This window comes from Methylophilus sp. Leaf414, assembly GCF_001425425.1.
Taxonomy (GTDB): Bacteria; Pseudomonadota; Gammaproteobacteria; order Burkholderiales; family Methylophilaceae; genus Methylophilus.
The window spans coordinates 776795-799169 of the sequence record NZ_LMQQ01000001.1; the positions used below are offsets into that span (position 1 = coordinate 776795).

Here is a 22375-nt window from a genome sequence, read left to right on the forward strand (position 1 = left end):
TGCAGCTAGTTAGAACTTGCTTACTCTAGCCGTGCTGCTTGTTACTTTGCTGACGGGATTTATCTTGCTGGCTACCAGGCGATTGCTGTTTTCCACCTTGCGCATGTTGCTGCTGATCTTTGCTGGTAGAGCCAGATATTTTAGAACTGGATTTATCCTGCTGCTGATTTTTGTTATTTTGTACATTTGCCATTGTTAAATCTCCTTCGGAATGTTATTTAGTCAAACCGTTACTTGAATGACCTAAATGTTTCTTGAGAAATATAGTAACGTGAGTTCATGATAAAAGTGTTTTAGCAATGACTTTATCGTGAAAGCGCCTAATCTGCTGTCAGAATATCCAACCTTTTCATCATATATAACCAATTATCTGAAACAAAAAAAACCTGGATTACTCCAGGTTTTTTATGATCAAGCGTAGCAGGCATTAATTACCACTATCGCCTTCACCTTGCCTATTGCCACCTGACAAAGGCTGGCTACCAGGCGCCTCATCTTTACCAATATTGGACTGTTGCTTTTGGGCTGGGTCAAGATGCTCAGTACCTGCACCAATGCCTTGTTGCTGTTGATCTTGCTTAGGCTGATTCTGTCCTTGTTGGCTTGGATTCTGGCCTTGCTGATTATGCTGACCCTGGTTTTTCTGATCTTGGCTAGATTGACCCTGGTTCTGCTGACCTTGTCTTTGTTGATCCTGACCTGGTTGAACCTGATTCTTCTGGTCCTGGTTTTGTTGACCTTGGTTGTGTTGACCTTGGCCTGCCTGATTTTGCCCTTGCTGGCCTTGACCCTGCTGGCCTTGACCTGGTTGGCTTTGATTCTGCTGACCTTGATTTTTCTGATCTTGGCCTACTTGATTATCTTGTGGATTTGACATATCGCTTCTCCTAATGTGTAGATGCAGCCAAAGGGTTAATAGGCTGAATCCCTAATTTTAAATTTAACCCTAAGTTATCTTAGGTGACCGTAACTGCCGCGGTTATCATCCAATGACGTATTCTGTTGTCAGACAAACTAATGCTTAACGGTTAACATTTAATAAACATGTCGCTAATTAATCTACCCGGCAACAGGTAGAAAATGGTTAGCCATTCACAACTTCACCACCGTTTGCATGTAAAACCTGGCCAGTCATATACGAAGAGTCCTGGCAGGCTAAAAAAACATAGGCAGGCGCAATTTCACTTGGCTGCCCTGGGCGCTTCATTGGCACCTGATTACCAAACTCACTCACTTTCTTCTCATCAAAAGTGGAAGGGATCAAAGGTGTCCACACCGGCCCTGGAGCGACAGCGTTTACATAAATCTCTTCTTCGACCAACTGCTTTGCTAATGAACGGGTAAATGAAACCACCGCGCCTTTGGTCGATGAGTAATCCAGCAGTTCAGGGCTGCCACGATAAGCGGTAACGGAAGTGGTATTAATAATGTGGCTCTTTTTCGGCAAATGCGGCAATGCCGCCTTGACCAGGTAAAACATAGAGAAAATATTGTTGCGGAAAGTATGTTCCAGTTGTCGCTGAGTAATATCGAGGATACTTTTTTGCGGAAATTGCTGGGCGGCGTTGTTAATCACAATATCCAGCTTGCCGAACTGCTTTAAAGTATTCAGCACGGATTGCTGACAAAATGCTTCATCTGAAATATCTCCCGGCAGTAACAAACATTTGCTACCGTAAGATTCGACTAGCGCTTTCGTCTTGTGCGCATCCTCGTGTTCATCAAGATAGACAATCGCCACATTGGCGCCTTCAGCTGCAAAGTGCACCGCCACTGCGCGTCCAATACCGCTATCACCGCCGGTAATGATGGCTACTTTATCTTTTAATTTAGCACCGGCACTATATGCAGCATCAATATAAACTGGTGCTGGCGTCATCTCTTCTTCCGAACCCGGTTGATCTTCCTGATGTTGTGGCGGGTTAAGTTTTTCTTTTGCTGCTTCCATACAAGTTCTCCTAACGGCTAGTTGGCAGGATAGCTAACTAGCAAAACTACTGTGCTTCATGTGTATATCTGTGACATGTGTATCTAGGTGGAAAAACCAGGCTATCACCTGGCTTTTTCCAGAGTGGCTTTCTGTAACCTAATTCTGCAGATTGTTCTCAAACGAGGTAGGCTGCATAGGCTCTCGAGGGGTAGGAATATCTTTCTCGCGGTTTGGCAAACCTTCAGCAGGTACTTCTGGTGGCACAATCACGCCGCGCTCATGTGGCATTTTCGGTGGCACATTCACGCTATCCGAATCCATATCACAGGAAGGTTTTTTTGAGTTTGGGGAGTTATCACAGGGTGGCACTGCATTATTTACCGGAGGTTTGGTGAGGGGCTTTTTAGCTGGTTTATCAGCACCCCAGGCCGTCCCTATCATTGGCATCATTACAAGTATCATCACAATTAATTTACGCATAACTACTGCTCCTATATTTATTGTTAAGGGAAATACTACTGAACCAGAAATAAACGGTTTTATTGAATTTCCAGCTTATTCTAGGGGCACATTAATAACCATGTCATAGGCAAAAACTGATTTCACTGTAGGAATCGGTTTCAATTTGTACTAATTCAGCGTTGCAACAAGAGAAAAACGTCAAATTCGCGAGGGGTAATTTAGCCTGATATTAGTCATGAATTAGGCACCTTAACAGGCGTAAAGACTTGTGTCAGACAGGTCTGACAATACAATCAGTAGCCGACCTATGTTGAAAAACATACTTCATTTTTACACTCAAGCCTTCGTTTGACAGTAATCATCATTTTCTGAAAGCTGGAAAATTGATCTCAGCCTGACTCATGCAAAATGCTGTGGGTTCATTAGAAGTTTTCAGTTAAATCATGTATTGGCAGGAGTCTTTATGCGTAATACCAATCAAGCTCTATCCATGTATGAAAACTCGCTGGTTTCTGCAATCAGTGTTGAGAAAGCCAGGATGGAGATCGCCAAAGCGCGTTTACTACTTGCCTGCCATCGTCCGATGTTGGCGAATTCGTATGATTCAAACGATGCTGATTTTTCGACTAACCCTGATTCAGATAATGCCTAGCCATTATTTTACAGATCAATTTGGAGACAGATAACATGTTAAGCAACACTCATCACCTGCTTCCATTTGATCAAGCATGGCAATTTGACGAAACCAGTTTAACTTTCTCATCCAGTTTACCTAGTGCACCCACCGAATTACCCTCGCCTGAGACTGCCGGTGCAGTCAATGAAACATCGAAAGCACGTTTTATCCTGAACCGTTTATTCCAGGACTATAGTGGATCGTTTGCGGTTCGCTTATGGAATGGCAGCATGCTTTATATCGGCAACGACACGCCTGCATTTACATTTTGCCTGGAACAAGCGTCAGTGTTGCGCGACATGGTGTTTTTCAGTGATCCGGCTCGTTTGGCAGAGGCCTACTTTGCCGGTGAAGTACAAATTTTAGGTGATTTCAATGCAGCTATGCAGCTGCGTTATTATTTTGAGTCGCTGTCATTGCCACTGCATGAAAAATTGGGACTGGTATTTAAAGCGCTGACACTTGCTGATAATCAGACTGATGTTGCCGAAACAGACCAGCATACTGTTGCAACCAATTCATTACAAAAAAATGAATCCCCAGCATTTACGCTTGATTACGACCTACCCAGTGCTTTTTACCGTTTGTGGCTAGATGAAAGAATGCTGCATTCATGTGCCTTTTTTAGCAATGCTTCACAAGACCTTGCTCAAGCCCAGCATAACCAGCTCGATCTTATATGCCTGAAACTGCATCTGCAACATGGCGACAGGTTATTAGATGTAAGTGGTAGCTGGGGCGGACTGGCATACTGGGCGGCTAAAAACTATGGTGCATTTGTACACACTTTAGTCCACAACCCTGAGCAATGTGCGCACGTATCTGCCGAGATCAAAAAGCATGGGTTGGAAAAACTGGTGACTGTGGGGCTAGGTCGATATGACAGTTTGTCCGATTTTGCGTGCTACGACAAAGCCGTGAATATTGATGTTTGCGGACAGGTTGGCGAACAAAACCTGCCAGCTTATCTCGCTAAAATCCACCAGGTGCTGAAACCCGGTGGTTTACTCCTTCATCATGCCATTACCACTGAAAGCCCTGGTCGCCAGCATGAGCTCTCCACAGAATTCATTAACCGCCAGATATTTGCTGACGGCCCGTTAACCTCCCTCTCCCACTTTCGCGAACAAATGCATGCAGCAAAGCTGGAAGTATTTAACGTGGAGGGTTTACGGCGGCACCAGGCACTGACATTACGCCGCTGGCTGGCAAAAATGGAACAATCTCACCAAGAAATTACACAGATCGTCGGTGAGCGTACATATCGCATCTGGCGCCTGTATATGACAGCTTGCGCCATTCAGTTTGAACAAGGTGTCACCGGCACTCACCAGATTCTCGCCGTCCGCACAACATAATTAAATTGCCATCATAAAATAGCCTGAGGAGTTACAACATGCAAACCACACCCCCACAACACCTGCTAAAAGCTTCCCTGTTAATGATCGCCCTGAGTGGCTGCTCGCAACCAGCCAAACTGCCCGAAGCCGCTGGCTTTGGTCCCGAACCCGATTTATCTTCATATCAGACCGGTTTAATCCCTACCGTCAATGTCGCTAAAGCGGTTGGCTGGCCTGAAGGCAAAAAGCCAACTTCGGCGCCTGGCACTAATGTAGTCGCGTTTGCTACGGATTTACAACATCCACGCTGGTTGTATGAGTTACCAAATGGAGACATTCTGGTTGCTGAAACCAACCATCATGAAAAAAGCGATGGCTTTAGCCTGAAAGGTTGGATTGCCGGTTTGTTTATGAAAGAAGGCGGTGCCGGTGCTGAGAGCTTTAACCGCATTACATTGCTGCGCGATATCGATGGCGATGGCGTCGCTGACCAAAAACACATTTTTTTGCAGAATCTGAACTCGCCTTTTGGCATGGCTTTGGTAGGCAATACATTTTATGTCGCCAATGCGGATGCACTGGTGAAGTTTCCTTATGAAGAAGGCCAGACTGAGATCACTGCGCCGGGCGTGAAAGTGACTGATTTACCTGCCGAACGTAATCATCACTGGACCAAAAATATTCTGCCAAACAAAGATGGCAGCAAGATTTATGTCACCGTGGGCTCTAACAGTAATGTTGGCGAAAACGGCATGGAGACTGAAAAAGAGCGCGCGGCCATCTGGGAGGTGGATGCGGCTTCCGGTCAGCATAATATTTTCGCTTCCGGATTACGCAACCCAAACGGCATGACCTGGGAACCAGACAGCGGAGCCTTGTGGGTAGTAGTCAATGAACGCGATGAAATCGGCAGCGACCTGGTGCCTGACTACATGACCTCCGTGTCGCAAGGCGGCTTTTATGGCTGGCCTTACAGTTATTATGGCCAGCATGTGGACACCCGCATCAAGCCACAACAGCCGGAATTGGTCGCTAAAGCCATTAAACCGGATTATGCGCTGGGCTCGCATACCGCTTCATTGGGCCTCACTGCGGCAAAAGGCAACAACCTGCCTGACCAATTCAAGAATGGCATGTTTATTGGCCAGCATGGTTCCTGGAACCGGATTCCATATAGCGGCTACAAAGTGATTTTTGTGCCGTTTGAAAGTGGCAAACCAGCAGGTAAACCGATTGATGTGCTGACTGAATTCCTCAATGTAGATGGCGAGGCACAAGGCCGTCCGGTTGGTGTCATTGTTGACAAACGTGGTCACCTGTTAGTGGCTGATGATGTTGGCAATGTTATCTGGAATGTTAAAGGCAATAATAAAACCGCGACAAAATAAGACCAGCATTTACGCTGTGCTCCTGATAGCGGGAGCGCAGCGTTTAATTATTGAAAGATATGTCTTTAACTGATGATGGATTCTGAACTGTCAAAAAATACCCGATCACTGGCTGAAGATACGCATACATCGATTGATATCGACGTTGCGCGTGAAGCCAGGTTAAACAAGCTGCATTACATCCAGGACAACACGCCTGGGTTTAGCAGGGAACGCTTTCGCGGAAAATTCAGGTATTTGGATCTGCAGGGTCAGTTGATCAAGGCAGAAAACGAAATCAGCCGCATTATTGCGTTAAGAATCCCCCCCGCCTGGGAAGCGGTATGGATTTGCGCCCGCGCCAACGGACATCTCCAGGCTACCGGCCGCGATGTGAAGGGACGCAAACAATATCTCTACCACGCTGAATGGCGCCGGCTAAGGGAAGCGAAGAAATACGAGCACATGATAGAGTTTGGCCGGCAGTTACCTGCTATCCGCAAGCACATTGCACACGACCTGGCGTCATCCGGCCTGGGCAAAGAAAAAGTGCTGGCAATGATGATTTACTTGCTCGAAAACACCTTGATCCGAATAGGCAATGACGAATATGCCAAAACCAATAAATCATTTGGTCTCACTACCTTGCGCAATCGCCATGTCGAGATAGCGGGCAGTGAAGTCAAATTTCATTTCCGTGGCAAAAGCGGGGTAGAACATAGCGTCAGCTTGAAAGACCGCAGGCTGGCGCGCATGATACGCAATATGCGCGAGTTGCCGGGCCAGGCACTTTTTCAGTATGTTGATGCTGAAGGAGAACGCCACACCATAGGCTCATCTGATGTGAATGAGTATTTGCAGCAAATCACCGAAGGCGATTTTACTGCCAAGGATTTCCGCACCTGGTTTGGCAGCTTGCATACGCTGCTGGCTCTGAGCGAGCTGGAGCCATTTACCAGTGTCACCGAAGCCAAGAAAAATATAGTGGCAGCCATTCGTATTGCGGCTTCTAAACTGGGTAATACGCCGGCGATATGCCGCAATAGCTATGTGCATCCTTTTATTCTCGAACACTACCTGTCCGGCAGTGGATTTACACACGATGTGCAAGAGGCCGAATATAAGGATACCGAGCTGAATCCGGCCGAGCAATATATGTTGTGCTTATTAAAACAAAGGGTAAGCGCACAATCATGAATTTATTGATCACAAGTTTAGTTTGTAAAAAGTTATGTTTTTTGCTGACTCTTCTTCCCTTTGATCTGGAGACGAAGAAATGAAAAAAATATTATTACTCTATGGCCATGAATTAAGTCATAACGCACTAAAAGCCTTGATAGACGCCGATGGCACCATGCATCTCGCTGAAGAAGTGAGTGATGTCGGTGAAGCCATCGAAAAAATCCGCACCCAGCAATTTGATGTAGTGGTACTGGACGTTTCCGCGCCCAATAAAAACGGCTTGGAAACTTTTTGTGACCTGAAACAGGCTTACCCGAATTTAGCCATATTGATTATTAATGGCAGTGACCAGGTAGACCGGATGGCGAATTTCACCCGCCTAGGCTGCAGAGGCTATCTGTCTTACACCGCCACCAGCGCACAAGTAGTGCCGGCGATTAAGGCCTTGGCACGTGGCCAGACCTATTATGCGTCGACGCATGAGAAGCTGGATGAAAGAGATCACCCTTTACTTCATGAGCGCTTGTCTATTCGAGAACTGCAGGTGTTTTTTAAACTGATTAAAGGACAGGCGGTAAATTCAGTGGCGGAAGAGCTTTCTATCGCACCCGGTTCGGTCAGTGTATTCAGGTCCAAGATACTGAAGAAAATGAATATGCATAATAATGCTTCGTTAATCCACTATGCGCTTGATCATCACCTGATTAATTAAGCGCTGAGTTGCTCGCCACCTTTAATTCACATATTAGATGAAAACAAAAAAAACCTGCACTCAACCGAGCGCAGGTTTTTTTAATAATCAATGTTTAGGACTTTTTGACCGCGAATTGCAATTGTTCAATCGCTTCCCATGAAATCAGGGATCCGATCATCACCACGGCAAATCCCAAACCGGCCGTACAAACAATCGCTAGTGTCAGTGTTGCGATCGCACCACGCTCTTGTATCGTGAATATATATTTCACCCCACGATAAACCAGGCCGATTGAAATCAACACGGCCACCGCATGCACAATCACATTAAAGCTCAGGCTAGGCACTACATAAAAAATAGAAGTTAACCATAATGGTGTGGTGGCGATCGCAATCATCAGTAACGAGTCACGAAACGATGGCTTCCTATTCACCATTTCTGCCAGATTCTGCGTAATCCAGGCCATCGCTAGAATGACACTGATCTGTAACAAAAGCAGCTCGGCACTGATAACCATCAAACGGTTACCGGGTAAGGTATCCATAAACTGTTTCGGGTAATTATGGTACAAACGGAAATACATCATCGCGCATGGAATCAGCGACAGCGGCAGTACATAGAACAACATTAACTGCATGGCACTGGGTTTTTCAGCTTTAAAGCTTTTTTCCCTGCTTTTAGGCGTGACATAACTAAACAAGCGGATGAGATTCATAATGTACTCCTGACTACTATTAAAAATTGGTGATGGCTTAGATTCAAAAGCCCGTTAGTAGCCATTATCCAGCGTTGCAGAAAAGTCACTACAAGACTGCGTCTGATTTGGATGTAGGAAAAAGCACATTTCGCATGAAGTAGATTCCCACAATGTTAGCCTGACTAAAATCCTGACTAAAATCCTGACTAAAATCATTGATACCCGCCTTTCGCGCATGCTCCGTTATTTGCTTCCAAGGCAAGACTCAATGAAAATAACCACGCTAAAATATCCCATAGCAAAGTTTCGTGAGCGCCTATATTTTATTGTAAAGGCATTCCTACAGGTATTTACGACTCTCTCTGATTCAGATGGCGAGGTGCTGTTGGCATACTGACATTTCTACTCTTAAATTTTAACTTTGGAGAACGATATGGCAGATAACGACGAAGTAATTTCTACACTCAATGATTTGATTGAAACTTCTAAAGATGGTGAAGAAGGATTCCGCAGTTCAGCAGAAAATGTGGACGACCCACAGTTGAAAGCATTCTTTTTACGCCGCTCTTTAGAGGTCGCTTCCAGCGTTAAAGAACTGCAAGGTCTGGTGCGTTCATTAGGTGGCGACCCTGCCGATTCAAGCACCTTGGGGGGTGCGTTGCATAGACGCTGGATTGATTTGAAAACAGCGTTGACCAGCAATGACACAGTCGCAGTGCTGAATGAAGCAGAACGCGGTGAGGACGTTGCACTGAAAGCTTATCGTAAAGCGGCTGAAAAAGACTTGCCAATCAACGTGCGCATGGTGGTTACTCGCCAACTTGAAGGCGCTAAACGTAACCATGACGAAGTGAAACATTTACGTGACGCAGCACGTGCTGCAGCTGAAGTTCACTAAGGTATGAAGCAGAAAAAAGCCCTGTCATATGGCAGGGCTTTTTTGCTTCTACAATGTGAAAAACGTTAAACGTTTTCCATTGATTTAGTGGTCCAGTCCTTTTTAACTTGCTCAAGCGTGCGGTTAATCTTTACCACACCGCCTTCAGTAGAAATGACCCAGCTAACCGGAATGTAATGGTGAGTGCCGGAATCATCCTTCTTCAGCTTGATCGAATCGGGCCCAGTGGTGTGATCAACTACCGCGAACTCTTCAGCTTGCGCAGTCACTACCGGCATATCTTCTTTAATTTCATGAGCTTCAATCATTTTTAACTTCCCTTCGTTGGCATTAGTTAATCCAGATGCATACTGAATTCGAGCTTCTATTTTGCCTGCAAGCCGCCTCTAGCCTCTAGGGCACTATGACTGAATGTTTTGTAGGAATATTCAACTGGTTGTGACTATCCATGATTCCTTGTGACTGACATAAAAATAAATGATATCTGACAGCCTTATCCTCGAATGTCCTACGGCAAGTTCAAGAGTGAAAATTTATGATTACTGATAGAAGTGTAGTCGTAAAGAAAAATGTAGAAGCTATTTCTTGAGACTAGCCTTTCAATTACAGGAGATTATTCGATGGCTTTATTTTATGTAAGCGCTAGCAAACCCAAACAAGACGTTCCCTTTTGGACATCCAGCGTGATTGCTCAGGATATGGAAGAAAGTTACCGGATAGGCAAGGAGCGATTTGAAAGCGAAAACCCCGATTTAAATATAGAGGACTTTACCTTGGTTGCGACCGGTGAATCTGCTGAAAAATCGATTACGACTTAACTAACAAAATACCTGGCTTAACCACTATTGAATTAATTTACATTGATCTATTTAAAAGGAAAAAGAATGAAAATTCACCCACAAACGACAGAAGAACTGACCAAACTGGGCGAGCTGATTGAAGACTTCAGGATTTCAATGCTCACCTTTATCGATGACAAAGGTGCTTTAATCAGCCAGCCTATGGGTCCGATAGAAATGGATAGTGATGGCAATATCTGGTTTTTTACTGACAGCACTTCAGAAAAAGCGCAGCACCTGGATGAATTAAACCTCGCCTTTAGCGGCGAGCCTGATGGCACTTATATTTCCCTGTCAGGTTACGGCGAGCTGGTAACAGATCAGGCGCGTAAAGAAGAGCTATGGTCGCCATTTGTGAAACCTTGGTTTCCTGATGGCCCTGATTCGCCTAATTTGGCGTTGCTTAAGTTTGTACCGCATACCGCTGAATATTGGGACGCACCGCATAGTTCCGTGGTCAGGTTGTTTGCAATGGCAGCTTCCATTGTTGCCGCAAGACCTATCGGCCTGGGCGACCATGGACATTTAAATCATCTATAACAACAGGCTTTAAGGCTTTACAAACAACAAACCCGACACTAGGTCGGGTTTGTTTATACAAGTTAACGCTTGAATTATTTGTTCATGACGTACATAGTCACTTCAAAGCCAAAACGCATTTCAGTAGCTGCTGGTTTAGTCCACATAGTCATTCTCCTAGAAGGTTAAGAGCGCATCACATGATGCATCTCGTTAGGAATAACTATACGCAGATGCCGTGCACAAGGCTTGCGTAGCATCCCTAAAAATCAGTCATGATTTTACGTAGTGAGCGTTTTCGGTGGCAGCGCGATTTTAAGCCACCACCAACCGATAACCCCGGAAAACAATGAACCCGCCAGAATCGCCATTTTAGAGATATGGATAATTTCTTCTTCACCAGCATAGGCCAGGTTGGTGATAAAAATAGACATGGTAAAGCCTATGCCGCCGAGAATACCAGCGCCGATTATATGCCCCCATCGTAACGAAGAAGGCAGCTTACATAGGCCAGCTTTCACCGCAAGCCACGCTGCCAATGCAATACCAACCGGTTTGCCAATGAGTAAACCAGCGATAATACCTATGCTATTGCTGTGAGAGAACATGTCTTGCAAACTGCGCATATCAATCGCCAGCCCGGTATTGGCAAATGCGAAAATCGGCAAAATCAGGAAAGCCACAGGCAAATAAAGGGCATGTTCAAGTTTATGCGAAAGTGAATCCTGGTCTTCCCTTGAAAAGGGGATGGTAAACGCCAGCGCAACGCCGGCGACAGTGGGATGTACACCGGATTGCAGCGTTAACCACCACACCATCACGCCACCCAGTATGTAAGGCACCATGAAGCGCACCTGCCACCTGTTCAACAACAATAAGCATGCGATGACTGCCAGTGCAGCGAGCAGGTAAGCCAGCGAGATGGAGGAGGTATAAAATACGGCAATCACGATAGCCGCACCAAGGTCATCAATCACCGCAAATGCCACCAGGAACACCTTCAAAGCGACGGGTACACGCGATCCCAATACCGATAGCACTCCAATAGCAAACGCGATATCCGTTGCCATCGGGATACCTATACCTGACTGGTACTCGGTGCCATGATTGAATGTCCAGAAGATCAGGGCCGGAGTTAACATACCGCCGATGGCGGCAACAGTCGGCAATAAGGCATCATTGAGATTGGATAGCTCACCGACATATAGCTCGCGCTTCAACTCCAGGCCAATCAGCAAAAAGAAAATGGCCATTAGCCCATCGTTTACCCACTCTTCCAAACTCAGATCCAACCAGTGGACATGCCAAAACGCATGGTATTCCCCGGCTAAACCGCTGTTGGCAATGACAAGCGCCAGTATGGTGAATAGCAATAGCAGTAAACTACTTGACTGATCGGACGCAAAAAGCCTGCGAAGTTGATTAAATAGCCACATAAGCCGTCATGTTACCTTGATACATACTTGCCAATACACTTTTTACAGAAACTTGGGATTACTCCCCAATGGCAAAGCCAATTCCGAACATCGTTTGTGCCTGGTTGTAATCCAGCAGTGATACACCATAGCCACTTGCCAGCATGGCGTAAAATTTAACACTTTCGCTCTTGAGTGGTTTGTATTGCACATCAACCTTCACGTAGCCTTTGTTATCGCTGCGCAAATTGTTGCGCAATGTAAAACTGGCAGCCGTGTCATTGGCTTCATTATCCCAGCGCAAGCTTACGTCGCCATAACCCATGTACTTGCTGATGTCAGGGTTGTCATCTTCTGATTTACTTTCAGGAATACGCCACCATGGCTTGAACAACAGGCTATAACGCTCGTTCAGTTGCCAGCCGCCTTGCAGGTAAATCCTGTTCCAGCTGCGTGACAGTGGCTGTGAACGCCCATTGGAGTCATGCACTATGCCCAGGTTTAACATGTCCGGCATGACTGCCCACTGTTTGGTTTCACCGGGTTTATTAAGGCCTAATGACAAAATCAGTTCAGGGGTATAGTTGTGGTCACGCATGGGGCGCGATTGGTCTTTTTCGGTCACTTGCCAGAAAGATTGCTGGGTGTAAGCACCCCAAAGCCTTGCGCTATGTACCCAGTTATTCTCGGGCAACCAGTCAGACAAATTCATTAGTTGGGTTTTCAGGCTGATCTGGAAATGCAGGTCACTGTTACTCAAGTCTCTATTCTGGGTGTTAGGCCTGGAAGGTGAGGTAGGTACATCGTTCGGGTTAGAAGAAATCGAACCGACCACGTAGTTCAGTTGATACGTTTCCAGATCGGTGAAATGCAACTCGTCATCAGGGTTCAAATGCCATTTGCGTGCCAGGAAGCCGGTTTTGGCATCCACCGTTTTCACAAGATTTTCCTGCTTGGGTGTTAAGGCTACGGCAGCGACTTGCGTGGTTGCATATTGTGCTGCAACCTGGTCAAAACACACCAGCCGGCGACTGGCATCATCGATAAACTCGGTTTTGCAGGTACGCAGAGCATTTTGCATATCATTGGTGGTCGCTGCATGTGCCCCGCTGGAAAACATTAATGCCAGCATCATCAGGCCAGTCAGCCCATTACTTTTTAACATACGATTTTCCTTATCCAATTACTTTAAACAGCATAGTGGTTACTACGCTCTATATATCTGTGATTCATCAGGGCGCTGGATTCATCATGGTTAAATGCAACAGCTCAATTTCTTGCAAAACCTCATCGCTTAAGTGAACCGTATAAGCAGCAACATTTTCCTGCAGCTGCGTCATGTTGGTCGCGCCAATAATGGTAGCCCCCATAAACCAGCGGTGATAGACAAAGCTCAAAGCGAGTTGAGTCGGGGTCAGTCCGTGCGCTTTTGCCAGCGCAGCGTAGGCAGTGGAGGCGGCCAGCACGCCCGGCTTTTTGTAACGCTGCGCATAACCAAGAAACATGGTGACCCGGCCCTGCGCGGCAGGATTTTCAACATATTTTCCGGTCAAATGGCCAAATGCCAGCGGTGAATACGCCGCCAGGCTGATACGTTCGCGGTATAGGATTTCTGCCATGCCAAACTCAAGACCGCGGTTCATCAGGTTATAACAGTTCTGCAATACAGAAATACGCGGCAAGCCCTGTTCGCGCGCAATTCTTAAAAACTCCATCACTCCCCATGGCTGCTCATTGCTAAGCCCGATTGTGCGCACCTTGCCTTCCTTGATCAGCTCCGCCAGCGTTTCCAGCTGGTGCTGAATAGGCACCCATGCCATCGGTTGGCCACCGCTATCAAGTTCAGCTTCAGGATCAAACTGGTATTGGCCAAACATAGGCACGTTGCGCTCCGGCCAATGCAGGTAAAGCACATCCAGGTAATCGGTTTGTAGTCTCTGCAAGCTGTCATGCACGGCCTGGCGGATATTCGCCCTATCCATGCCGGTAGGACCTCCGCGGATCCAATGCATGCCGCGCCGCGGCCCGGCTATCTTGCTTGCCAGTACAAAGCGGTCGCGCGGTTGCTTCTTGATCCAGTGGCCAAGGATGGTTTCAGTGCGGGTAACTGTTTCGGCTTTGGGCGGCACCGGATACATTTCAGCGGTATCGATAAAGTTAATGCCTTGCGCCAGGGCAAAGTCCAGCTGGTTCTCTGCATCCTGTTGTGTGTTCTGGTCGCCATACGTCATGGTGCCCAAAGCAATTTTAGAAACGCGGATGCCGCTGTCTCCAAGATACGTCTCATCCATTAATGCAACACCTGCTTTTCTGTTGGTACCTGCATTACGATGCTGGAAACGGCTTGTGGTTCCTTCTCTGCCGGTAAAACCCAACCGGCGTCTTTACTGGCGATCATCAACATGCGGCTGATCGCCAGCACCAGCTCCTTGTTCAAGCCCATATTGACGTTCATGCCGCCTGCACATACCAGCTGCATGCTGTTCAATTGATCATTAATAGACACAAACCTGGCCTCGATTGCCAATAACTCCTGCTCACTCACTGAAGATCCGCGTTGCTGATAAGCCGTATCAAAATCCAGTGCTTCCAGGTTTTGCACCGCTTCTGCTTCCTGTTCAAACTGGCGTGTCGCTTCTGCCGGGGATTGCATATTATCCAGCAAGGCAGCAGTCACTGAAGTCGCTGCCACCGGCAAATGCGCCTCACGGTTTAACACAATGAATATTTGCCGCGCGACACGGTAAGTAATCCATACGCGGACTTCCTGCTCATTATTTACAGCCGCTTTCAACAGCAGGCGATCCTGCTGGTTGTCATAAGCCAAATTGATTTGCTGCACGGATTGGGATTGAGGTTGCATCTTGTACTTCCTGGAATCAAGCAATTTGCTTGCGCACTCTGTACGCACTTTGACAAGTTACTAAAAGCAGCCTTAAAAAGATAGGCTATCAAGCGGCTTTTTATGGAAATGTTTCACTTTGGGCGTGTTGGCAACAAATGTGGCTACAGGGCAATACGCTTTCAAACACTATAGATACAAACCGATACAAAACAACAAGGGTATTTATGAATAGATTTCATTATTCTCCGGTCTTAATTGCTAAGCGTATTACCGAAGTTTTTTGGGAGTAAATGATGAAAATGAAATCAAGTATATTGGCGGGTATGCTGGTTAGCCTGGCGCTAATCAGCAACATCGCACAAGCGCATCCACCCGGTCACCGCGGAGGCTGGCGTGGCAGTGTAGGCGTCTATGTCGGCAGCCCCTACCCGTTCTATGCGCCTCCGCCAGCGTTTGCATATTCTTATGGCTATCCTTATTACCCATACCCATATGCTTACAGCCAGCCGCAGGTGATTGTGACACAACCACCACAACCTCAGGTATATATCGAACAGGGTGGGAGTATCACTTCAGTGCCTGATGCCAACGCCAACGCTCAGCCACCAGCACAGGCTGCGCCCTCTACCAGCGCAGGTAACAGCCAGGGTTACTGGTATTACTGTGAGCAGTCAGATACTTATTATCCATACGTGAAAGAATGCCCGGCCGGCTGGAAACAGGTGACACCAACACCTCCAGCGACTTCGGCGAAATAAGCATATGAGCAAGACCACAAATATTGCGCTTGTCAGTTTGACGCTGGCTTTAACGGCCTGTGCAACAACCCCGACCGGCCCTAGCAACATGGCCTTACCCGGCACCGGCAAAGACTTCAACACATTCAGGAGTGCCGATTTATCCTGCCGGAATTTTGCCATGACGCAGATGGGTTCCAAATCGGTCAATCAGCAATATAACGAGAGCCTGGCCGCGACCACCGCAGTCGGCACTGTCATCGGTGCAGCGATAGGCGCTGCTGCTGGCGGTGGCCAGGGAGCTGCGATTGGTGCCGGTGTAGGGGCATTATCCGGCGGCGCGATTGGCGCAGATACCGCCGCGGCTAGTGGCGAGAATGCCCAGCAAAAATACGACAATGCGTATTTTCAATGCATGTATGCGGCAGGTCATAAAATCCCCGTGCCTGCCAGCATGGCTAAAACCTATACACAGGGCACCAGCTCAACCCAAATCACCAGAACGCAAACTACGATAGGCACGCCTCCTGAGAGGTCAACCTACTACCCTCCTCCACCGCCACCCCCTGGCTATCAGCGTTAATAATCCAAAAAGGTAACCATTTTGCGCTGCCTGATGGTGACTGGTCTGTTCACTTTCTATTCCGGGCCGCGCAAACGCAGGCACAGGTGCGCCTGTGTAAAGATGGGTTCGGCAAAGATAGCGCTGCTGGCGAGCCAGGCCAGTTTCACAATAAAACACTAGCTATAAATCACTGCATCGCAAACTTAAGCATTGCAGGCGTGGTCCTAGAGTCATGCAAATAATTAAAAACCTGTTTATCCTGGCGCTCGCCTTTTCAACCCTCAGTTGTAGTGTGGTAAAAACCGCTTACAACAACGCGCCTGCGCTGATCGCATGGCGGCTGGATGATTACTTCAATTTCAGCGATGCGCAAAAAGCCAAACTTAAACCAGCGCTGCAGGAGTTGCATGCATGGCACCGTAAAAACGAGCTGCCTCGTTATGTAGCGTTGCTGGATGAAATAAACAAAGATCTAGGCCATGAGGTGACTGCAGAAACCGCCTGCCAGCGCATTGAATCCATCAAATCCAATGCGCAGGCGCTGCAAACGAAATTCATCTCTATCATTGTGGACATAGGCACTACCCTGAGCGATAAACAATTGCAGCATTTCCAGCAAAAGCTGGAAAAACGCAATACAGAATGGAAAGAGGAATGGTGGCAGGAAACCGCCGAGGAACAGCGTGAAGTGAGACTGGAGAAATCCAAAGAGTATGCTGAAAAAATATATGGGGATTTAAACGAAAAACAAATAAACATCTTAAAACAAAGCATTGCCAGGAATAATGTAGACCCGGCTACCATATTCTCTGAAATTCAACGGCGTGATGAAGATGCGTTAAATATTTTAAAAGCCCTACGAAACCCTTCTACGTCAAACGAAGAAAAATCACAACTGGTCCGTGCAGGTTTTGAGCGTATGCAAAACAGTCCCAATCTGGCTTACCAGGCTCACATCGACAAAATCACGCAACAAACCTGTGAAACCATCGCCAGCTTGCATGCAAGTACAAATGACAAACAACGGTTGCATGCTCAACAGTGGGTGGAAGATTACAAGACGCAATTCACCCAACTGCAAAGCAAATAACCTGATGGATTAGGGTAAGTAAAAAAACAGGCTAGAGAATGCCTGTTTTTTTATCCATACGCTTATTAAATCAACATCCCGCCTGATGCCTCTATCCGTTGCGCATTCACCCAGCGGTTATCTTCAGACAGCAAACTGGCGATCATGGGGCCGATATCATCCGGCACCCCAACACGGCCAAGTGCTGTTTGTGAGGCTATAAACGCATTCACATCCTTGTTATCCCTTACCAGGCCCTGGCCAAAATCGGTTTCAATCGCACCCGGGGCCACAGTATTTACCGCAATCCCCCTTGCGCCCAACTCTTTAGCCATATAGCGCGTCAGTACCTCGATGCCACCTTTCATGGCCGCATAAGCACTGTAGCCAGGTAAAGTAAATCGTGCCAGGCCACTGGAAATATTGATAATGCGGCCTCCATCATTGAGCAATGGCAGCAATTTCTGCGTCACGAAGAAAGTAGATTTCAGGTGGATATTCACCATGTCATCAAAAATCTGCTCAGTCGTTTCCGCAAATGGTGCAGTGATACCAGTGCCCGCATTGTTAATCAGAAAATCAAATTTCCCGGTTTGCCATTCTGTTTGTAACGCCTGTTTCAACTTGGTAGTAAAAGCATCAAAACTGCTGACCTTTGCTACATCCAGTTGCAACGCCACCGCTTTGCGGCCCAGCGCTACAATTTTATTGACCGTTTCCTGAGCAAGGTCCTGTTTGCTTTGGTAAGTCAATACCACATCAATACCTTGACGTGCCATCGCCAATGCGGTGTTTTTACCCAATCCACGGCTGCCGCCAGTGATTAATCCAATTTTTGTAGCCATTTGTTATCTCCTAAAGTGATTAAAGGTAATCAAAGTAGGTGCAGTTTATTGGTATTCTCATAACGGATAAATATGCAAAATTTGACTATACTGTTCATAATTAATGAACAGTAGCATTTCAAAGAATGGTTGTTTAGAAGATGGATACTAATGAAAGTTTAAAGCGCTTCGTCCGTGTGGCTGAGTTAGGGAGTTTTACCAAGGCAGCAGAAAGCCTGAGCCTACCCAAAGCTAGCGTGTCACAAGCCATACAACAGCTTGAAACCAAACTGCAAACCCAGCTGTTTCATCGCACCACACGTACCGTGCAACTGACACCAGACGGGCAACTGTTTTATGAGAAAAGCAAAGATGTGCTCAGTGAAATAGAAGAACTGGAAACCCTGTTCATTAGCGATGACAGTCAAATTTCCGGCGTCATCCGCGTCAATATGTCACACCCAATGGCACGTCACCTGGTGATTCCGGCATTACCGGAATTCCTGCAACGTTACCCTAACCTGTCCCTAGACATCAGCAGCGAAGACCGCAAGGTTGACCTGATCAGCGAAGGTTATGACTGTGTGGTCAGAACTGGCGAAGTCGAAGAATCAGGCATGATCATGCGCAAAATTGGCGAAATGCAGCAAACCAACTTTGCCAGTCCCGCCTATATTGCCGAACATGGTGAACCACGCAGTATTGAAGATTTACAGAACCACTACCTGATTCATTACCAGACCGGCACCGACAAGCGATTCGATGCCTTTGAATATAGCGTAAAAGGCCAAGCGCAAAGCTATAAAATGAAAAGCCGCATCTGCGTCAATAACACGGATGCCTATCGCGCAGCCTGCGCCGCCGGGCTAGGCATTATGCAAGCGCCCAGGTTCGGCGCGCATGAACTTTTGGCTAGTGGTAACCTGGTTGAGATTTTGCGTAATAGCACAGCGCCAGCTATGCCAGTTTCACTTCTTTTCCCGCATAGACGCAATCTGTCCAAGCGGGTACGTATTTTTATGGACTGGCTAAGCGAAGTGATTAAAACGCAGCTTTAACAACTCTTCATTTTCTCTGATTCAATCAACATCTTTTTACGCTCCACGCCCCAACGATAACCGGAAAGTGAACCGTCCAGCCTGACCACGCGATGGCAGGGGATTACCACCGCCAGTGTATTGGCGGCACACGCGCTGGCCACTGTCCGTAACGCTTTTGGCATACCCAGCTTTTGGGCTAGTTGACTGTAAGTAATGGTCTTTCCGCAAGGAATCTCACGCAAGGCTTGCCACACCCTTTGCTGGAAAGCCGTCCCTTGTATGTCCAATGGCAATTCCAATCCGAGCTTGGGTGCTTCGATAAAACCGACCACCTGTGCGACAAGCGACTCATATCCAGCATCACCACCAATGAGATTTGCCTGAGGAAACTTATCCTGCAATTCACGTAATAAAGTATCCGGAGCATCACCCATGGAAATTGCACATATGCCTTTGGCACTGCTGGCTACCAGGAGGCTACCGAGCGAACATTCAGCCAGGGCAAAACGGATCTCGGTATTAGCGCCGCCTTTCTTGTATTGCGAAGGCTTCATGCCCAAGGTCTGGCTGGATTTTTCATAAAAGCGGCTATTCGATTCATAGCCTGCCGCATAAATGGCATCGGTGATATTGATATTGGCTTGTAGATTTTGCCGCACGTTGTGTGCTCTATGTGCCGACGCATAAGCTTTAGGGGTTAATCCTGTCATGGATTTAAACAGCCGGTGAAAGTGATATTTGCTTAATGCTACGTGAGCGGCCAACTGCGTCAGCGTAGGCGCTACCTCAGCACTTTCTATCAGGCGACAGGCTTCGGCAACCTTTTCTGCATGTGCAGCCGATAAAGCGAGTTGATCTGGTTTGCATCGCTTGCATGGCCTGAACCCGGCTTTTTCTGCTTCACTGGCGGTCACGTGAAATTCAACATTTTCCGGCAAAGGTAGCCGTGCGCCACACGATGGGCGACAGTAAATGCCGGTGGTTTTTACTGAATAAAAGAATTCTCCGTCTGCGTCACGGTCTCGCGTGAGCACTTACTGCCAGCGGGGATCACTCCTGATATCTGGTTCACGGTCACTATGCATGGTCACACTATCCTGCTTGAACTTGTTTGGATAATCACAAAGATACCCGGAAATAAAAATTCAAGAACGCCGATTCTTGCTTTTGAATTACTGCGATGCGTTTTCCACATTTACCAGCTTTGCGGAATGGCACTCACCAGGTAGTCTACAAACGCCCGCACTTTGTTGGTGATGGCATGCCGGTCACGGAAACAGGCGTAGAACTCCAGTGGAACTGTATCCGATTGAACCTCGTCAGCGCTGGCAGGATCGGGCTGAAATAATGCGACTAGCGCTCCCCGGTTAATATCTTTATTGGCGATAAATGTCGCCAGGCGCGTAATCCCCGCGCCTTCAAGCACCAGGCGATGCAGTGAGTCTATGTCATTGCAAATGATGCTGGGCGTGATTTCGGGCGCATAACGGATACCTTGACGCACAAATGTCCAGCTGAATAGACGACCATCCACAGGCACACGAAACATCAGGCAGTCATGCCGCGACAACGCTTCCGGATTGTTCGGGATGCCTTTTCGTTGCAAATAGTCTGGAGAAGCACAGTAGACGACAGGTGCGGTTGCAATCTTTCTGGCGACCAGGCCAGGTTCCAGCTGTTCCTTGAAGCGGATACTGACATCAATATCTTCGGTGACGTGATCCAGACTGCGGTCAGATAACACGACCTCAATCGACAGTTTAGGAAAATTGCGCGCAAATACCGGAATCAAAGGCATCAGGATATGCCGCCCGAAAGCCACGGAGGTGCCTACCCGTAAACGCCCTTGCGGCTGGCCATGAAACTCAGTCACTGCAGATTGCGCACGAGCCAGACCCGCAATCAGATGCTCAACTTCTGCGTAATACAGCTCGCCACTTTCCGTCATCGCCAGATTGCGTGTAGTACGAATCAGCAAGCGCGTGCCGAGTGACTTTTCAAGACGCTGTATATTCTGGCTGGCTGCAGCAGCAGTGATGCCTTGTAACCGCGCTCCGGCAGCAATGCTGCCTGCCTGTACGGCTTTGACGAAACTTTCAATACTTCTGAGCGTATCCATAACTATCGAATAATGAATGCATTCGATAGTTTATCTTTAAGATGAATAAATAATCAATCTTCTACCTGACCAATAAAGATACGAATAAAGTGTCGCTTCGAATATGGAGATGAAAATGAAACAAGTAAACAGCACATACAGAATTCCAAAAAGGTTTACCCCTTATGTGTTTGCTTTCTTTATGGCAGGCATCATGGCTTTTTTAATGTCCATGGTGATTGTGGCGGCGAATAGCGGCATCCATAGCGGATATATTTGGCGTGTATTGCACGCCTACACGCTGGCAATGCCGGTGGCATTTTTTTGCGTGCTGATTGTCAGGCCGGTCGTGATGCACCTGGTATCAGTCGTGGTATACACTGATTAACAAGTCTTCAACCGGCTATCTTTTGCGGTTCTGCAAAGATAGCCAACTCCACATCCACGCTGATCATGTATTAAAACCTTGAATCTCACCCGATAGCAACACGCGTTTTCCTTGATGCCTAGGGACTTCAGAAACCAACGCCAGGGCAATTTTTTTTGCCTCAACCGCTTTGTAATTCATGGGCAGTAATGGATTCAAAAGCGTGCTGAGCCAGGTGCCTATTTTCTCGCCAACCCGTCTGGGCTGGTTCAGCTTTTCCCTGTCACCTATGATCAATGACGGCCGGGCGATAATGAGTGTTTCTAACGCCAGGCTGGATAATGCATCTTCCAATTCGCCTTTCACCCGATTATAAAAAATGGAAGCGTTGGCGTTGGCGCCCATGGCACTGACTAAGCCCAGACGCTTTGCACCCGTCGAAAATCCTGCATGCGCGACTGCCAGATTTGCCTCAAAATCCACCGCCCGGAATGCCTCCTGGCTCCCCGCCTGTTTGATGGTAGTGCCTAATGCGAGATAGATTTCATCCAGAGGAGGCAAAGCAGGAATGAACTTAAAATCCACTACATGGATAGTTAACTTCGGGTGTGAAATATTTAAAGGACGCCGGCCCAATACATGCACCTCTGACACGGAACTATCCTGCAATAAATACACCAATAGTGAGGAGCCTACCAACCCTGATGCGCCAGCCAGAACAACTCGACGATTTGCCATTTGTGATACCTCCCTGGAGTAAATCTGTTTTCCTGAAATCATTCAGACACCAATGATCTATATGATGAGTGAC

General features: G+C 47.2%; 28 protein-coding genes. 13 read left to right on the forward strand and 15 right to left on the reverse strand.

Annotated elements, in window-relative coordinates; translation table 11 throughout:
* Positions 1–25 precede the first annotated feature (25 nt).
* From ASG24_RS14580 to ASG24_RS03825, 4 genes are all read right to left on the reverse strand, one after another.
* Positions 26–193, reverse strand: coding sequence for a hypothetical protein (locus ASG24_RS14580; RefSeq protein WP_156376450.1), 168 nt, complete (start codon positions 191–193; stop codon positions 26–28).
* A gap of 234 nt (positions 194–427) precedes the next feature.
* Entirely contained in the window at positions 428–877 is a 450-nt protein-coding gene (locus ASG24_RS03815) for a hypothetical protein (protein ID WP_055868016.1), read from the reverse strand.
* Positions 878–1084: 207 nt separating this feature from the next.
* Positions 1085–1948, reverse strand: coding sequence for an SDR family oxidoreductase (locus ASG24_RS03820; protein ID WP_055868018.1), 864 nt, complete (start codon positions 1946–1948; stop codon positions 1085–1087).
* A 138-nt stretch (positions 1949–2086) separates the two neighbouring features.
* Complete coding sequence (locus tag ASG24_RS03825) at positions 2087–2410, reverse strand: hypothetical protein (RefSeq protein ID WP_055868021.1); 324 nt, start codon at positions 2408–2410, stop codon at positions 2087–2089.
* Positions 2411–2855: 445 nt separating this feature from the next.
* Here ASG24_RS03825 and ASG24_RS03830 point away from each other — a divergent pair, with 445 nt between their 5' ends.
* The 5 genes from ASG24_RS03830 to ASG24_RS03850 all read left to right on the forward strand — a co-directional run bounded on the left by ASG24_RS03830 (position 2856) and on the right by ASG24_RS03850 (position 7669).
* The gene (locus ASG24_RS03830; RefSeq protein ID WP_055868024.1) at positions 2856–3044 is read left to right on the forward strand and encodes a hypothetical protein; all 189 of its coding nucleotides are present in this window, start codon (positions 2856–2858) and stop codon (positions 3042–3044) included.
* 35 nt (positions 3045–3079) lie between these two features.
* Positions 3080–4426, forward strand: coding sequence for a cyclopropane-fatty-acyl-phospholipid synthase family protein (locus ASG24_RS03835; RefSeq protein WP_082487968.1), 1347 nt, complete (start codon positions 3080–3082; stop codon positions 4424–4426).
* Positions 4427–4464: 38 nt separating this feature from the next.
* Complete coding sequence (locus ASG24_RS03840) at positions 4465–5796, forward strand: sorbosone dehydrogenase family protein (protein ID WP_055826485.1); 1332 nt, start codon at positions 4465–4467, stop codon at positions 5794–5796.
* Positions 5797–5868: 72 nt separating this feature from the next.
* Positions 5869–6972, forward strand: coding sequence for a DNA topoisomerase IB (locus ASG24_RS03845; RefSeq protein ID WP_055826488.1), 1104 nt, complete (start codon positions 5869–5871; stop codon positions 6970–6972).
* A 79-nt stretch (positions 6973–7051) separates the two neighbouring features.
* Positions 7052–7669 carry a response regulator transcription factor gene (locus ASG24_RS03850; RefSeq protein WP_055826491.1) on the forward strand — a complete coding sequence of 206 codons (618 nt, stop codon included), beginning with the start codon at positions 7052–7054 and terminating at the stop codon, positions 7667–7669.
* 94 nt (positions 7670–7763) lie between these two features.
* Here the strand turns inward: ASG24_RS03850 and ASG24_RS03855 are convergent, their stop codons facing one another.
* Complete coding sequence (locus ASG24_RS03855; protein ID WP_055868027.1) at positions 7764–8366, reverse strand: Yip1 family protein; 603 nt, start codon at positions 8364–8366, stop codon at positions 7764–7766.
* Between the two features lie 415 nt (positions 8367–8781).
* On the opposite strand from ASG24_RS03855, the gene ASG24_RS03860 reads away from it, so the two are divergent.
* Positions 8782–9246, forward strand: a complete 465-nt coding sequence (locus tag ASG24_RS03860; protein WP_055868029.1) for a PA2169 family four-helix-bundle protein — start codon at positions 8782–8784, stop codon at positions 9244–9246.
* A gap of 65 nt (positions 9247–9311) precedes the next feature.
* Here ASG24_RS03860 and ASG24_RS03865 read toward each other — a convergent pair whose 3' ends face one another.
* Entirely contained in the window at positions 9312–9554 is a 243-nt protein-coding gene (locus ASG24_RS03865; protein ID WP_055826501.1) for a DUF2171 domain-containing protein, read from the reverse strand.
* 312 nt (positions 9555–9866) lie between these two features.
* Between ASG24_RS03865 and ASG24_RS03870 the strand changes: the two genes are divergently transcribed.
* Positions 9867–10064, forward strand: a complete 198-nt coding sequence (locus ASG24_RS03870; RefSeq protein WP_055826504.1) for a hypothetical protein — start codon at positions 9867–9869, stop codon at positions 10062–10064.
* 66 nt (positions 10065–10130) lie between these two features.
* Positions 10131–10625: a pyridoxamine 5'-phosphate oxidase family protein gene (locus ASG24_RS03875; RefSeq protein ID WP_055826508.1), complete on the forward strand. Its 495-nt coding sequence runs from the start codon at positions 10131–10133 to the stop codon at positions 10623–10625.
* A gap of 74 nt (positions 10626–10699) precedes the next feature.
* On the opposite strand, the gene pqqA is transcribed toward ASG24_RS03875, so the two are convergent.
* The 5 genes from pqqA to ASG24_RS03895 form a co-directional block, all read right to left on the reverse strand.
* Positions 10700–10771: a pyrroloquinoline quinone precursor peptide PqqA gene (gene pqqA / locus ASG24_RS14875; RefSeq protein WP_081624291.1), complete on the reverse strand. Its 72-nt coding sequence runs from the start codon at positions 10769–10771 to the stop codon at positions 10700–10702.
* A gap of 114 nt (positions 10772–10885) precedes the next feature.
* On the reverse strand, positions 10886–12040 hold the full coding sequence (gene nhaA / locus ASG24_RS03880; RefSeq protein WP_055868033.1) for a Na+/H+ antiporter NhaA: 1155 nt from the start codon (positions 12038–12040) through the stop codon (positions 10886–10888).
* Positions 12041–12098: 58 nt separating this feature from the next.
* Positions 12099–13184, reverse strand: a complete 1086-nt coding sequence (locus tag ASG24_RS03885) for a phospholipase A (protein WP_055868036.1) — start codon at positions 13182–13184, stop codon at positions 12099–12101.
* Positions 13185–13251: 67 nt separating this feature from the next.
* A complete protein-coding gene (locus tag ASG24_RS03890) occupies positions 13252–14310 on the reverse strand; it encodes an aldo/keto reductase (protein ID WP_055868040.1) in 1059 nt (352 codons plus the stop codon).
* On the reverse strand, positions 14310–14882 hold the full coding sequence (locus ASG24_RS03895) for a hypothetical protein (protein ID WP_055868044.1): 573 nt from the start codon (positions 14880–14882) through the stop codon (positions 14310–14312). Before ASG24_RS03895 ends, ASG24_RS03890 begins: the two co-directional genes overlap by 1 nt.
* Before the next feature lie 272 nt (positions 14883–15154).
* On the opposite strand from ASG24_RS03895, the gene ASG24_RS03900 reads away from it, so the two are divergent.
* From ASG24_RS03900 to ASG24_RS03910, 3 genes are all read left to right on the forward strand, one after another.
* On the forward strand, positions 15155–15622 hold the full coding sequence (locus ASG24_RS03900; RefSeq protein ID WP_055868047.1) for a hypothetical protein: 468 nt from the start codon (positions 15155–15157) through the stop codon (positions 15620–15622).
* Positions 15623–15626: 4 nt separating this feature from the next.
* Positions 15627–16184 (forward strand): YMGG-like glycine zipper-containing protein, encoded by a 558-nt coding sequence (locus ASG24_RS03905; RefSeq protein ID WP_055868050.1) that lies wholly within the window; start codon positions 15627–15629, stop codon positions 16182–16184.
* A 214-nt stretch (positions 16185–16398) separates the two neighbouring features.
* Entirely contained in the window at positions 16399–17256 is an 858-nt protein-coding gene (locus tag ASG24_RS03910; protein WP_055868054.1) for a DUF6279 family lipoprotein, read from the forward strand.
* A 65-nt stretch (positions 17257–17321) separates the two neighbouring features.
* On the opposite strand, the gene ASG24_RS03915 is transcribed toward ASG24_RS03910, so the two are convergent.
* A complete protein-coding gene (locus ASG24_RS03915) occupies positions 17322–18080 on the reverse strand; it encodes an SDR family NAD(P)-dependent oxidoreductase (RefSeq protein ID WP_055868059.1) in 759 nt (252 codons plus the stop codon).
* A 140-nt stretch (positions 18081–18220) separates the two neighbouring features.
* On the opposite strand from ASG24_RS03915, the gene ASG24_RS03920 reads away from it, so the two are divergent.
* Entirely contained in the window at positions 18221–19117 is an 897-nt protein-coding gene (locus ASG24_RS03920; protein WP_055868064.1) for a LysR family transcriptional regulator, read from the forward strand.
* On the opposite strand, the gene ada is transcribed toward ASG24_RS03920, so the two are convergent.
* Together ada and ASG24_RS03930 are read right to left on the reverse strand one after the other, a co-directional pair.
* A complete protein-coding gene (gene ada, locus ASG24_RS03925; RefSeq protein WP_235562299.1) occupies positions 19114–20133 on the reverse strand; it encodes a bifunctional DNA-binding transcriptional regulator/O6-methylguanine-DNA methyltransferase Ada in 1020 nt (339 codons plus the stop codon). The genes ASG24_RS03920 and ada overlap by 4 nt on opposite strands.
* 161 nt (positions 20134–20294) lie before the next feature.
* A complete protein-coding gene (locus tag ASG24_RS03930; RefSeq protein WP_055868068.1) occupies positions 20295–21218 on the reverse strand; it encodes a LysR family transcriptional regulator in 924 nt (307 codons plus the stop codon).
* 115 nt (positions 21219–21333) lie between these two features.
* Between ASG24_RS03930 and ASG24_RS03935 the strand changes: the two genes are divergently transcribed.
* Positions 21334–21585 carry a DUF2798 domain-containing protein gene (locus tag ASG24_RS03935; RefSeq protein WP_055868072.1) on the forward strand — a complete coding sequence of 84 codons (252 nt, stop codon included), beginning with the start codon at positions 21334–21336 and terminating at the stop codon, positions 21583–21585.
* Positions 21586–21648: 63 nt separating this feature from the next.
* Here ASG24_RS03935 and ASG24_RS03940 read toward each other — a convergent pair whose 3' ends face one another.
* Positions 21649–22302, reverse strand: coding sequence for a nucleoside-diphosphate sugar epimerase (locus ASG24_RS03940; RefSeq protein WP_055868076.1), 654 nt, complete (start codon positions 22300–22302; stop codon positions 21649–21651).
* Between the last annotated feature and the right edge of the window lie 73 nt (positions 22303–22375).